Annotated in this window: 12 protein-coding genes and 1 pseudogene; 2 read left to right on the top strand and 11 right to left on the bottom strand. The window is 42.6% G+C overall.

Annotated features, from left to right (window positions below; translation table 11 throughout):
- Positions 1-547: 547 nt before the first annotated feature.
- A pseudogene (locus ACE3T3_RS05495) lies at positions 548-776 on the bottom strand (phosphoribosylglycinamide synthetase C domain-containing protein); the annotation flags it as partial.
- Complete coding sequence (locus ACE3T3_RS05490) at positions 763-1,317, bottom strand: GNAT family N-acetyltransferase (protein ID WP_374664860.1); 555 nt, start codon at positions 1,315-1,317, stop codon at positions 763-765. The gene ACE3T3_RS05490 and the pseudogene ACE3T3_RS05495, both read right to left, overlap by 14 nt.
- Positions 1,318-1,370: 53 nt before the next feature.
- Here ACE3T3_RS05490 and ACE3T3_RS05485 point away from each other — a divergent pair, with 53 nt between their 5' ends.
- Positions 1,371-2,156: a hypothetical protein gene (locus tag ACE3T3_RS05485; protein WP_374664858.1), complete on the top strand. Its 786-nt coding sequence runs from the start codon at positions 1,371-1,373 to the stop codon at positions 2,154-2,156.
- A gap of 59 nt (positions 2,157-2,215) precedes the next feature.
- Here the strand turns inward: ACE3T3_RS05485 and purD are convergent, their stop codons facing one another.
- The 8 genes from purD to ACE3T3_RS05445 form a co-directional block, all read right to left on the bottom strand.
- The gene (gene purD, locus ACE3T3_RS05480) at positions 2,216-3,499 is read right to left on the bottom strand and encodes a phosphoribosylamine--glycine ligase (protein ID WP_374664856.1); all 1,284 of its coding nucleotides are present in this window, start codon (positions 3,497-3,499) and stop codon (positions 2,216-2,218) included.
- Between the two features lie 150 nt (positions 3,500-3,649).
- On the bottom strand, positions 3,650-5,224 hold the full coding sequence (gene purH / locus ACE3T3_RS05475; protein ID WP_374664854.1) for a bifunctional phosphoribosylaminoimidazolecarboxamide formyltransferase/IMP cyclohydrolase: 1,575 nt from the start codon (positions 5,222-5,224) through the stop codon (positions 3,650-3,652).
- A gap of 93 nt (positions 5,225-5,317) precedes the next feature.
- Positions 5,318-5,587, bottom strand: a complete 270-nt coding sequence (gene fis / locus ACE3T3_RS05470) for a DNA-binding transcriptional regulator Fis (RefSeq protein WP_001086304.1) — start codon at positions 5,585-5,587, stop codon at positions 5,318-5,320.
- A gap of 403 nt (positions 5,588-5,990) precedes the next feature.
- Entirely contained in the window at positions 5,991-6,884 is an 894-nt protein-coding gene (locus tag ACE3T3_RS05465) for a DUF3426 domain-containing protein (RefSeq protein ID WP_374664852.1), read from the bottom strand.
- A 27-nt stretch (positions 6,885-6,911) separates the two neighbouring features.
- On the bottom strand, positions 6,912-7,808 hold the full coding sequence (gene prmA, locus ACE3T3_RS05460) for a 50S ribosomal protein L11 methyltransferase (protein ID WP_374664850.1): 897 nt from the start codon (positions 7,806-7,808) through the stop codon (positions 6,912-6,914).
- A 159-nt stretch (positions 7,809-7,967) separates the two neighbouring features.
- Complete coding sequence (locus tag ACE3T3_RS05455; protein ID WP_374664848.1) at positions 7,968-8,867, bottom strand: bile acid:sodium symporter family protein; 900 nt, start codon at positions 8,865-8,867, stop codon at positions 7,968-7,970.
- Between the two features lie 187 nt (positions 8,868-9,054).
- On the bottom strand, positions 9,055-9,942 hold the full coding sequence (locus ACE3T3_RS05450) for a bile acid:sodium symporter family protein (RefSeq protein WP_374664846.1): 888 nt from the start codon (positions 9,940-9,942) through the stop codon (positions 9,055-9,057).
- A gap of 201 nt (positions 9,943-10,143) precedes the next feature.
- Positions 10,144-10,494, bottom strand: coding sequence for a hypothetical protein (locus ACE3T3_RS05445; protein ID WP_374664844.1), 351 nt, complete (start codon positions 10,492-10,494; stop codon positions 10,144-10,146).
- Positions 10,495-10,764: 270 nt separating this feature from the next.
- Between ACE3T3_RS05445 and mnmG the strand changes: the two genes are divergently transcribed.
- The gene (mnmG, locus tag ACE3T3_RS05440; RefSeq protein WP_374664842.1) at positions 10,765-12,645 is read left to right on the top strand and encodes a tRNA uridine-5-carboxymethylaminomethyl(34) synthesis enzyme MnmG; all 1,881 of its coding nucleotides are present in this window, start codon (positions 10,765-10,767) and stop codon (positions 12,643-12,645) included.
- 46 nt (positions 12,646-12,691) lie between these two features.
- Here mnmG and ACE3T3_RS05435 read toward each other — a convergent pair whose 3' ends face one another.
- Positions 12,692-12,937, bottom strand: coding sequence for a hypothetical protein (locus tag ACE3T3_RS05435; RefSeq protein ID WP_374664840.1), 246 nt, complete (start codon positions 12,935-12,937; stop codon positions 12,692-12,694).
- Positions 12,938-12,996: the final 59 nt, after the last annotated feature.

Raw genomic sequence — 12,996 nt, 5'->3', positions numbered from 1 at the left:
AAACAGGCTCTAAAGATTTGTTTATCATATCAATAAATTATAATTATACATAGTATGACTTTCAGCGCCGGGCTGAGGGCCGATTCTGCAATTAGTTGATGTTTTATAGAATTTAATAAAGAAAACAAATGCTTTTATTGAATTTTGAGCCATCAAATGGCGCTTTAATGCATATTAGTAATTTGTAAATAAAATTGGATTAGTTATCTGTTTTTTGCATATAGATTCCTGATTGATGAAATCCTGAGTTTAGATGTTCGGATGTTGAGGAGTATCTGGCAGTTTCATCTACATGCTTTGCAGCTTAAATGCGCCCCACAGAGGCTGCTGAAGATATTTGTTATTTTGAATGAAAGCTTTTTTTTTCAAAAAAGAGAACATGGTCGGTGCAGATAAATACAGGGCAAATCATTAAAATGACTGCCTATATAAAATGTCATTCAAAAAAACGGCTGCGCTTTAATTAAAAAAGACCTGCATTTGGCGGGTCTTTAAAGACTGAAGATAAGGTTAAAATCAAATCAGTATTTAGGATTGCTGAAGCAATTCATAGAGATGAGGCATTTTTATGAGCAATTGCGCGGTAGCCAATATCTTTACGGGATTGAACACCATCAAACGTCACTTTTTGGCATAGCTCTAAAGCTTTCGCTTGCGCTTCACCAATGGTATTGCCTAGTGCAGTCACACAAAGTACGCGGCCGCCAGTAGCCATGATATTACCATTTACAAGTGTTTTAACCTGCATGGAAAACTTTTGCATCAGCAAAAAGTGTGATGCACAAAGTCGCTGCGATGTATTTCGTACAGTACATGGCGGTGTAATGGATGGTCATCTGGAACTAAAGGATGATCAAACTTTCTCACCTTATCCATTCCAATTCTTTGCATCACACGTTCAGATGGCGTATTCAGGCAAGCTGTAAATGAAATGATTTTATCTAATCTAAGATTTCTAAAAGCATGTTTTAATACTGCTTTTGCACCTTCGGTGGCATAGCCTTGATGCCAATATTGAGGCAGTAACCGCCAACCAATTTCGGGTGCATCTGCTATTTCAAACTCAGGTGGATGGATATGTAATCCGATAAAGCCAATAAATTCACCTGTGGCTTTCAGCTCAACGGCATATAAACCCCAACCACGTGTTTCGATGGCATCGCGCATGTGCTGCATAAATGCCGTAGCCTCGGCAGCATTGAGCTTTTTAAGGAAATAACGCATGACATCATCGTCAGCACACATTTGAATAAATGGGGCAGTGTCGGAGTCTTGCCATTGGCGGAGAATGAGGCGAGGGGTTTGGATGTTTTTCATAGATGTAATATTATAATTCCTTAATTTTATTATAAAAATAAAATGAGGGTGTGATGTATATTTATGAAATTATTACTCCAGGTATTTGGCTTGATTATGAGGATCGAGAGTGGAGTTGGGAAGTTGAAAGTCAGCTCCGTTCCTTAGAAGGACAATTTTTCGAAGCAAATTTAGCATTAAATCTTTTTCATTCAATTGATCATCAGGAATCGACATCTAAAGAAGATTGGCTTCTAGATAATAATAGAAGAAGTGAGATAAGGAAGCAGATTGAAGCTGAAATTCTTCAAGAAGGTAAGAATCATTGGGATTATATGGATGAGATCAATTTAAAAACAGAAGTTATTTTTAAAAGAGAAAAATGGAGCCAAGGAGATATTCCTAGAGAATTTAATCATAATTTAGCATTTTTGTACGCACGAGCATTTTTATATGCTTTGGATACCTTTGATAAATTTCTTAAAGTTCTCTCTAATTATGAACGTGTTCCAATTGAAGTGAAAAATGCATATCAGAAAATGACGGAATATTTCCCTAATTTACGTGGAGTTAGAAATACAGTTCAACATTTAGAGGATAGATCGAGAAGTTTGGGGGGAGGAAGAAATCCAAAACCTTTGGATTTAAAGCCTGTTGATAATGGCTTTATAAATGCTCCAAATGGTGCATTAATATTAAATTGTTTAAATGGTTCTAAGTATGGATCAACTATGGCAGATGGTCATTATGGTGAAGTAGATGTATCACCTGAATCGATGAATCATTTGCAAAGTATTTTGACAGAAGTTTTAAACGCTTTTAAATGGAAAGGCAGTCCTCAGCATAAGCCTAGTGCTTAGAACTTATACTGTTAAAAACCCCGCACTCAGCGGGGTTTTTACTTAATCAAAAATTTAGATTAAGCATTTTCACGAGCAATTGCACGGTAGCCAATATCCTTACGGTATTGAACGCCATCAAACGTCACTTTTTGGCAAAGTTCTAAAGCTTTTGCTTGTGCTTCACCAATTGTATTGCCCAGTGCAGTCACACAAAGCACACGACCACCAGCAGTGACAATTTCGCCATTTTCATTGACTTTAGTCCCTGCATGGAACACTTTGGCATCAGTCATTTCAGTGTCTAAACCTGAAATTACATCATTGCTGCTTGAAGTTTCTGGGTAGCCTTTAGACGCAAGCACGATACCGACAGTTTTACGCTCATCCCATTCAGCTTCCGCAGGGAGGTTACCTGCAATACCCGCTTCAACCAAATCAACCAATGATGATTTTAAGCGCATCATGATCGGCTGAGTTTCAGGGTCGCCAAAACGGCAGTTGAACTCGATCACTTTCGGTTGACCTTGTTCATCAATCATCAAGCCTGCGTATAAGAAACCTGTATACACGTGACCGTCTTTTTTCATACCTTCAACGGTAGGACGCATCACTTCATTCATGGTTTTTTCAAATACGTCAGCAGTCACAACAGGTGCAGGAGAGTATGCACCCATACCGCCAGTGTTTGGACCTTGGTCGCCTTCAAAAATACGTTTGTGATCTTGAGACGTTGCCATTGGTAAAATGTTGTCGCCATCAATCATGCAAATGAAAGACGCTTCTTCGCCAGCAAGGAATTCTTCGATCACAACGCGAGAACCTGCATCACCGAATTTGTTGCCTGCTAGCATGTCATCAATCGCATCAAATGCTTCTTGATTAGTCATGGCAACAATCACGCCTTTACCTGCAGCAAGGCCATCTGCCTTGATCACAATCGGCGCGCCATTTTTTTCTACAAATGCTTTTGCGGCATCCACTTCGGTAAATACGTCATAAAAAGCCGTTGGAATATTGTGGCGTTTTAAGAAGTGTTTTGCGAATGCTTTAGAGCCTTCAAGCTGCGCTGCAAATTGAGTAGGGCCCCAAATTTTTACGCCTGCTTCACGGCAAGCATCGACTACACCGTTAACCAACGGCGCCTCTGGGCCAACAACGATTAAATCAACGGCATTGTTTTTAGCAAAATCGATAATCGCAGCATTGTCTAAAATATTTAAGGCAACATTTTCGCATTTATTTTCAGTTGCAGAACCTGCGTTACCCGGCGCTACAAATACTTTTGCAACTTTGTCGTCTTGTGCGATTTTCCATGCCAATGCATGTTCACGACCGCCATTACCCAAAACTAAAATATTCATCTAAAAATCCCTCAAAAGAATAAAATCCCTCCCGACCTCCCTTTAAAAAAGGGAGGGGATCACGCTTGAAAATCAAGGTTTCTTACGTGAAAAGTCCCCCTTTTTACAAAGGGGGATTTAGGGGGATTAATAAATACGATTTTTAATCAATCAATGACGGAAGTGACGCATGCCAGTGAAGACCATTGCAATGCCAGCTTCGTCAGCTGCTGCAATTGTTTCTTCATCACGCATAGAACCACCCGGCTGGATAATGCATTTGATACCTGCTTTCGCAGCATTATCAATACCGTCACGGAATGGGAAGAATGCATCAGACGCCATTACAGCACCTTCAACCACTAAGCCAGCATGTTCCGCTTTGATCGCAGCAATACGAGCAGAGTTAACACGGCTCATTTGACCTGCGCCTACACCAATAGTTTGACGGCCTTTTGCATATACAATCGCGTTTGATTTAACGTATTTCGCAACTTTCCAAGCAAAGATTAAATCATCAATTTCTGCTTCAGTCGGCGCGCGTTTAGTCACAACTTTAAGGTCATCTTTAGTGATCATGCCTAAGTCTTGATCTTGAACCAGTAAGCCACCGTTTACGCGTTTGTAGTCAAGCTGCGCTTTACGCTCAGTGATCGCTGGAAGTTCGCCGCATACCAATACACGTACGTTTTTCTTTGCGCCAGTCACTTCAAGAACACCTTCAGCAATGCTTGGTGCAATGATTACTTCAACGAATTGACGGTCTACAATCGCTTGCGCAGTTGCAACATCTAATTCACGGTTGAATGCAATGATGCCGCCAAATGCAGATTCAGGGTCAGTTGCATAAGCAAGGTCATAAGCAGCTTGGATGCCGTCTAAAGATACTGCAACACCGCATGGGTTTGCGTGTTTAACGATTACACATGCAGGCTTAGCAAATGATTTCACGCATTCAAGCGCTGCATCTGTATCTGCGATATTGTTATAAGAAAGTTCTTTACCTTGAAGCTGTTTCGCAGTTGAAACAGAAGCTTCAGACGCAGTGTCTTCTACATAGAATGCAGCAGATTGATGCGGGTTTTCACCGTAACGAAGGTCTTGAACTTTATTCAATTGTGTATTGAAGGTACGTGCAAATTTGTCTGCTTGACCTTCTTCTTTACCTACGCGAGCGCCTAAGTAAGAAGCGATCATGCCATCGTATTGAGCAGTGTGTTCAAAAGCTTTAACCGCTAAGTCAAAACGTGTTGCATGAGATAAAGCGCCATTGGCTTTCAGTTCTTCAACAACAGTTGCATAGTCAGCAGCATTAACCACAATACCTACAGATGCATGGTTTTTCGCCGCAGCGCGAACCATAGTTGGACCGCCGATGTCGATATTTTCGATGGCATCAGCAAGTGAACAGTTCGGTTTTGCAACAGTTGCAGCAAATGGGTAAAGGTTAACAACAACTAAATCGATCGCATCGATGTTGTGTTCAGCCATCACAGCTTCGTCTAGACCGCGGCGAGCTAAGATGCCTCCATGGATTTTCGGATGCAGTGTTTTTACACGGCCGTCCATCATCTCTGGGAAACCAGTGTGCTCTGAAACTTCAACTACAGCAACATTATTGTCTTTCAATAATTTGTATGTACCGCCAGTAGATAAAATTTCTACCCCAAGAGCAGCAAGGTTTTGTGCAAACTCAACAATACCAGTCTTGTCAGAAACAGAGATTAAAGCGCGTTTGATAGTCATGATCTTCGTCACAGTTTTCAATTACAAATAAAACAGAAATAGCCAAATTCGGGTCAAAAAAAATGCCCGCGGAAGCCGCAAGCATTTTATCATTTATTCACTCATTAAACCGTGAGCTTTTAACTTTTTACGTAAAGTGCCACGGTTCAGTCCGAGAATTTCAGCAGCGCGAGTCTGGTTGCCACGTGTATATTCAAGAACTACAGATAAAAGAGGTTTCTCCATTTCTGCCAGCACCATGTCATATACCTGAGAAGGCTGTTCGCCTTGCAGCTGAGCAAAGTAATGGCGAACTGCGCGATCTACGTGAATACGAAGAGCAACATCAGATTGTGCAGTAAAAATAGGAGATTTGCTATTCATGCGAATTAATCCGAAAAAATCAGGTATCACTTGGGTAAAGTGATATAAAAAAAGTGGTCTATAAATTCAATGAACTCTGTCTTAGATCTTAAAACAGAAGCTCTAAAACGTGTACATTGCAATTTAGCTTTAGCTTGCCACAACTCGCCGAATCTGATCGAAATTTAAGCGTAACAATAGATTAATATTTGTTACAGGCAAAAATTAAACAAAAAAATCTGCTCTATACGCAATATAGGGATAAAGCGCATTTAGCTGGATCGTATTTATTTTGAAAAATCAGTGAGGTGTTTGCAGTGCAAAGCTTTCGTGGCGCGTATCATACCATTGTCTAAGAAAAAGTGAGCAAGAAAACTGCATTTTTTTTTAGTTTTTTTGCAATTTTTAATAGTTTTTTTCAATCTTATGGACGAATTATTTCTAAATCGTAGCTATCAAAGCTTTTGCGGTCGACAGGAAGCTTGAAATTGAATTTGAACGGGCTGTTGGATGGAATGCGCTGAATGCCGGCAAGGCTTTCTGTTAAATATTCCTGCGGATGCAGTAAATAGGTTGCAAACACGGTGCCGTTATCTTTTAAGTCAACTTTGATGAGTGGCAGGGCTAAGCTCCGTTCATGATAGTTGATCAGCTGCCCGGAAAATGCGACTTCTTTTTTAGAAACGGCGCGGACTTTTACTTTTTTGGTTGCGATTAAATTGTAATGTTCTTCAAGCTTAGAGCAGTTGAATACTTCACACGCACCATTGAATGCCACAGCCATCACAGGACTATTTTTCAAATACTGCGGGTTGAACCAGAAAAATTGAAATAAGAGCACGCAGAACAAGAGCATGTTGACGGATGTCCACATGACATAATACAGAACGCCATGTTTGGATTCGGCATCTGATTTTTCTGACCAGTTGAGTGCAGGGAAGTTGCCAATCGGTTCTGTGCTGAAATAGTTGAGGTTGTTGAGATAGGTTTTCAGATCAATGTTGGAGTTTTCAACTTTATCGTCAAAAATATCTAAAAGCGTGCGCGGCTGGCTGGATTCAATCTGGCTATCAGGTTCATCTTGAAAATCTAGCTTGCTGATGTCGATGGTCTGCGTTTGAAAGGGCGCATTGCTGTTTGAGACAGCCTCAGTCGCGGCAGCTGCTTGAAACACTTTAGCTGCAACCAAGTGGCTGAGGGCATTGAATGAGGTTGAACACTTCGGGCAGCAGACCATGCCCTGAGCCATAGTCAGCTGAGCAACTGTTACTTTATAGGTAGTAGCGCAAGTCGGGCAGAATGTCTGTTTATGGCTCATAAGTGTTCAAAGTAAACCGGTTAATGCTTATTGGCGCTTACCTGAAACTCGGCACCAGTGTTCTTCACGTTCTTGGACATCTAATATATCAAAAAATTCAGAATAAACACCAGAAACATCATCAACTTGCTCTTTAATTACACCCGCGAGTGCGAACTCACCCTCAGATTTAATTAAAGTTGAGAATTCCGGCGCAAGCGACATCAGCGGGCCTGCCAAAATATTTGCAAGCAACACATCCGCTTGCTGGCCTTTGAATTCGGCATTGAATTCTTCCGGCAAGCCAACATACAGTTTATCCAGTACGCCATTCAGCTCAGCATTCTGCTGGGTTGCATGTACGGCTTGCGGGTCAATATCTGTTGCATAGACTTTTTTCGCGCCAAGCAGCAAAGCGGCTACGCCTAAAATGCCTGAACCGCAACCATAGTCGATGACAATTTTATCTTTGACATCGGTTTGGCCGAGCCATTGCAGGCAAAGGAAAGTTGAAGCGTGGTTGCCTGTGCCGAATGCCAGGCCTGGATCCAGTTTAATGTTGACAGCATCCGCTTCGGGCGCTTCCATCCACTCAGGAACAATCCAGTATTTTTCACCAATTTGGATCGGCTCATACGCATCCATCCAAGTGCGTTCCCATTCCTGATCTTCGATAAACTCACTGCGCATTGGCGCATCAGGCAATTGGGCCTTAATAAATGTCTCTAAAGCGGCAACATCAATCTGTTCATCATCTTCCTGAGCGTAAATGCCGGTAACGATGACTTTATTCCAAAGCGGAGTTTCGCCAGGAAGCGGTTCCAGCAGTTCCTGATTCTCAGCATCATCCAGGGTTACACTGACTGCGCCTAAAGAGCTAAGCAGGGTTTCAGTGTAATCGACTTGAGCTTGATCAACAGTAATATGAATTTGTAACCACTTCACGGGATAAACCTAAATTTGTTATGTAAAAAAGCTATTGTAGCGGAACTCAGGATGCGCCGCCTATAACTATTTTCTGCATAAAAAAATAAAGGATGCTGGAGCACCCTTTATTTATTGCTTCAAAACAGGCTATTGCTTTAAAGCCGTGAGAGCAGCAGCCTACACGGCTGTATTGCTTCGCGCGTCGGTTTGAGCCTCTGCGCTCAGCGGCGCAAACTTGCTGATCAGCATGCCAAATCCGGCTGCGAAGATATACATGAAAATGGAATACACGGCTGCAGGCATTGCAATTGTGGAGCTGGCCATGACCGTAAGGGCAATGGTCATGGCCAATGTGCTGTTATGAATGCCGATCTCGAAAGCGCATGCCCGGGCCTGTGTGCTGTTGATTCCAAGGAAGCGCGGAACAAAATAGCCGATACTCAAGCTGCAGATGCAGAAGATTGCTGTCGCTGCACCCACTTGGCCGAGATATTCGGCAATATTCTGCCGTTCGCTGAAGATGGCGCCCGCAATAATTAATAATAGAAAAACGACTGCAAAGATGCGCAGCGGCTTGTTCAGCTTTTCAGTCAGCGCAGGGGTAAAATGCCGGATCAGCATGCCAATGCAGACCGGAACAATAATAATGCCGAATACTTGCAGAATTTTGGCAAATTGCAGGCTGATCTGCTGGCTTTCCTGCATGAAATGAAGAATGGAAAAATTGACAATTAAAGGCAGGGTCAGGGCGGCAACGACGGAGTTAATAGCGGTCAGGGTAATGTTCAGCGCCAAATCGCCTTTAAAGAGATAGCTGAACAGATTGGCAGTACTGCCGCCGGGTGAAGCGGCGAGCAGCATCAGGCCGACGGCCAGCAATGGCGGCAAAGCCAGAAGTTTGCAAAGCAAAAAGGCAATGCCAACCAGCAGCACCAATTGGCAAAACAGGGCAATGAGAACCGCTTTGGGGTGTTTGGTAACCCGTGAAAAATCTTTAGGGGTGAGTTCCAAACCAAGGCCAATCATGATGATGGCCAATGCCAAAGGCAGCATCACGGTAATAATTCCAGAATCCATCTGTACACTCCTTAAGATAAAATTGGCTGTTAGTTCATGGCTGTCTGACTTGTTGTTGGGGAAACTAATGGTTTATTTATGTCTTATGATGTAAGTAATTATTTGTTTTATAATTTTTCCTGCTTGGCGGTGTTTTATCCTTTTAAGTTAAGGCTGATTGGTTTTTTAAAGCCTATATAGGGCAAGGTTAAATTTTGGTGCTGTTTGAGTGGCGGATGAGGTCATTGCTTTTGCGCGTTAACATAAAGCCGAAGAACACCGCAAAAACATACATGAATATGGTGTATACGCCTGCAGGAATGGCAATCGTGGTATTGGACAGCACGGAAAGCGCAATGGTCAATGAAATGGCGGTATTGTGGATGCCGATTTCAAATGTGCAGGCGCGGGCCTGTTTTTCTGGAATATTGGCGACATGTGGAATTAAATAGCCTAAAAATAGGCTGGTAAAGCAAAATAGGCCAGTGGCTAAGCCGGCATTATGAAAATACAGCGCCACATTGGATTTTTCTCTAAACAGCGCATACAGAAAAATAAAGAAAATAAATGAGATCGAAAGAAAGCGCATTGGCCGGGTCAGCTGATAGCTGATGCTAGGCAAGGTTTGACGCAGCAGCATGCCAATGCACACGGGAATGAAAATGATTAGGAAAACGTGCGCAATTTTTTCCACAGGCATGCCGATGGTTTGATTGTCGCCTAAAAAGTACATGATGGATAAATTGGCAATAAACGGCAGTGTAAAGCAGCTGATGATGGAGTTGAGCGCGGTTAAGGTGATATTGAGCGCTACATCGCCTTTATAAATGTAGCTGAATAAATTTGCAGTAGGCCCGCCAGGTGTCGAGGCCAAGAGCATTAAGCCGACAGACAGCAAAGGCGGTAAATTCAGAATCTTGCAAATTAAGAAGGCAATAAAGACCAGAATAATCAGCTGTGTGAACAGTGCTAAGAAGATCGCTTTAGGATAGCGCCCTACACGGATGAAATCCTTAATTGAAAGTTCCAAACCCAGACCCATCATCATGAGGGACAATGTTACGGGCAGAAAAAAAGCAAATAACCCCGAATCCATGGAATATCCTTTTTTTATTTTTGTCCTGTTATGTTTTTTGTAAAGCCCTGAGGCCTAAACAACGGTATCTATCCCCCTGAGTTTAGCTGAGCTGGTTAAATTAGCAATATATAAAAGCGGGTGAAAATTAAACCTTTTCACCCGCTTTTTGAAACAGTTAACATTCAATTGCAGCAAATAGATAAATGGTTGCCGCTCAGCTTATTTAGGACGAGGAGGCGTAAAGCCTAAAGCGCAGTGGCCTTTAACTTCTGTACCGTTCAGCATGACGGTGGTTGCGCCTGAACCGCTTGAGCAGGAAGTGAATAATTCATTTTCATTGCCTTCAACCGCAACATTTTTGCCGGAAGCAAAGAACTGAGGCTCGCATGTGCCGTTCCAGATAATTCCACGGTAGGCAAAGCTGACTTGGGCGCCTTGGGATTTGCCTTTGCAGACTTGCTGATACTTCTGAGCATTATAAACCGTTTGAACTTTATCATTTGCCGACGCGGCAAATGGCGCCAAACACAAACCGCAGAGAATCGATGACAATAAGACGTTCTTATTCATGATTGTTGTCCTTATGGTTTCTCGTAGAGTCAATTAATAGGATAAAAAATAGTCAGAATAAAACAACATTGATCGGGTAAGTTTTACGGTAAAATTGTTTCATTTTGATGAGTTGTGCAAAGCTGAATAACAAACTTATGGCAAAAGCGCAAAAGCTCAAGCCTATCCAGCTGTTGGCAATCACAATAAAATTGACTGAATCACTCAACTAATGTTTGAAATTTTGCTATAATCTTCGGTCATCAATTTTTTAATTCTTCCAATACCACTATGCATTATCCTAAAGTTTACGATGTCATTGTTATCGGCGGCGGTCACGCGGGTACCGAAGCTGCGCTTGCTGCGGCGCGTATGGGTCGACAGACTCTGCTGTTGACGCACAATATCGAGACTTTAGGGCAGATGAGCTGCAACCCAGCCATCGGCGGTATCGGTAAATCACATTTAGTACGTGAAATTGACGCCTTGGGCGGCGCGATGGCCTTGGCTGCCGATAAAGGCGGCATTCAATTCCGTATTTTAAACTCGCGTAAAGGCGCTGCAGTGCGTGCGACACGTGCGCAGGCTGACCGTGTGCGTTTTAAAGCGGCCATTCGCCATACGCTAGAAAATCAAGCCAACTTGGATATTTTCCAACAAGCAGCGGATGACTTGATTGTCGAAGGCGATACCGTAAAAGGCGTCGTGACACAAATGGGTATCCGTTTTGATGCGAAAACCGTTGTGTTGACCACTGGTACATTCTTGGGCGGCGTGATCCACGTTGGTCTGAATAATGCTTCCGGCGGCCGTGCGGGTGATCCTCCTTCAATTTCATTGGCTGCGCGCCTGCGTGAATTGAACTTGCCTGTAGGCCGTTTAAAAACCGGTACACCGCCGCGTATTGATGCGCGTTCTGTTGATTTCTCTGTCATGACGCCGCAGCCGGGCGATTTCCCGTCTCCAACCATGTCATTCATGGGCGATGCGTCAATGCATCCTGAGCAAATCAATTGCTACATTACCCATACCAATGAACGTACGCATGAGATTATCCGTGGCGGCTTAGACCGTTCACCAATGTATACCGGTGTGATTGAAGGTGTCGGCCCGCGTTACTGCCCATCGATTGAAGACAAGATTCATAAATTTGCTGATAAAGACTCGCATCAAGTATTCCTAGAGCCTGAAGGTTTAGACACACATGAGCTTTATCCAAATGGTATTTCAACGTCATTGCCATTTGATGTGCAGTTTGAATTGGTGCGTTCAATCCGTGGTATGGAAAATGCGCATATTCTGCGTCCGGGCTATGCCATTGAATACGATTATTTTAATCCGCAATCTTTGAAATTCTCTTTAGAAACCAAATCAATTAATAACCTGTATTTTGCAGGTCAAATTAACGGTACGACTGGTTATGAAGAAGCAGGTGCTCAAGGCTTGCTTGCTGGCTTGAACGCTGCGCGCCGTGCATGGGATCAAGAACAATGGACGCCTAAACGTGATGAAGCGTACATGGGTGTATTGGTTGACGACTTGATTACTTTGGGCACTAAAGAACCGTACCGAATGTTTACTTCACGTGCTGAATACCGTTTGATGCTGCGTGAAGACAATGCGGATCAGCGTTTAACCGCTATTGGCCGTGAACTTGGTTTGGTGGATGATGCGCGTTGGGATTCGTTCTGCCAAAAAATGGAAGCAGTCGAAACTGAAAAAGGCCGTTTGCAGCATCTTTGGGCTGCGCCAAATAACCCCCTAGGCAAAAAATTCGTTGAAATGACAGGTGATGATCTGTCTAAAGAAACCAATGCGATTGATTTGCTGAAACGTCCGAATATCAACTTCTCGCAAATTGCTGAATTGACTGATTCTCAAGTGTCTGCATTTGTGGGTGAGCAGATTGAAATTGCGGTGAAATATGCAGGCTATATTAACCGTCAGCAAGAAGACGTGGCGCAAATGAAGCGTTTGGAAGACACACGTATTCCAGAAGACTTTAATTACGATGTGGTTTCGGGTCTTTCTCGTGAAATTACATTAAAGCTGAATAATGTGCGTCCAGAAACACTTGCTCAAGCAAGCCGTATTCCAGGTGTAACGCCAGCAGCAGTGCAATTAGTGATGATTACGATTCGTAAGAATAATCAAGCAAAAAAATCTGCTTAAGATTTGAAGCTAAAAGAAAACCCGCTATTTAGCGGTTTTTTTTTGTTTATGCTACTTTGTCGGCTTCTTCTTTTGCTTTTAAGCGCTCTAACAATTCAATGAACCATGGTTCATTACGGACATTGTCTAAATCTTCATCGGATATTAAAATTTGAGCCTTAGGAAGTTTTGAATACTTTTCTGTTTGTAGGAGATATTTTTTACATAGTTCTAAGTTGCTATTATAACCCGAATCGCGGATAAGAAATAAACTTGAAAATAAGAGGACTAGAGCCATCAGTTGAGTTACCACACAAAACTCACAACTCTAGTCCTAATGTTCAATAGTACCGAATTATTCTGCGTAATTGA

It is taken from the genome of Acinetobacter sp., assembly GCF_041919735.1.
Lineage (GTDB): Bacteria > Pseudomonadota > Gammaproteobacteria > Pseudomonadales > Moraxellaceae > Acinetobacter.
The sequence above is the reverse complement of the archived record's forward strand: the minus strand, read 5'-3'. Positions and strand labels throughout refer to the sequence as shown.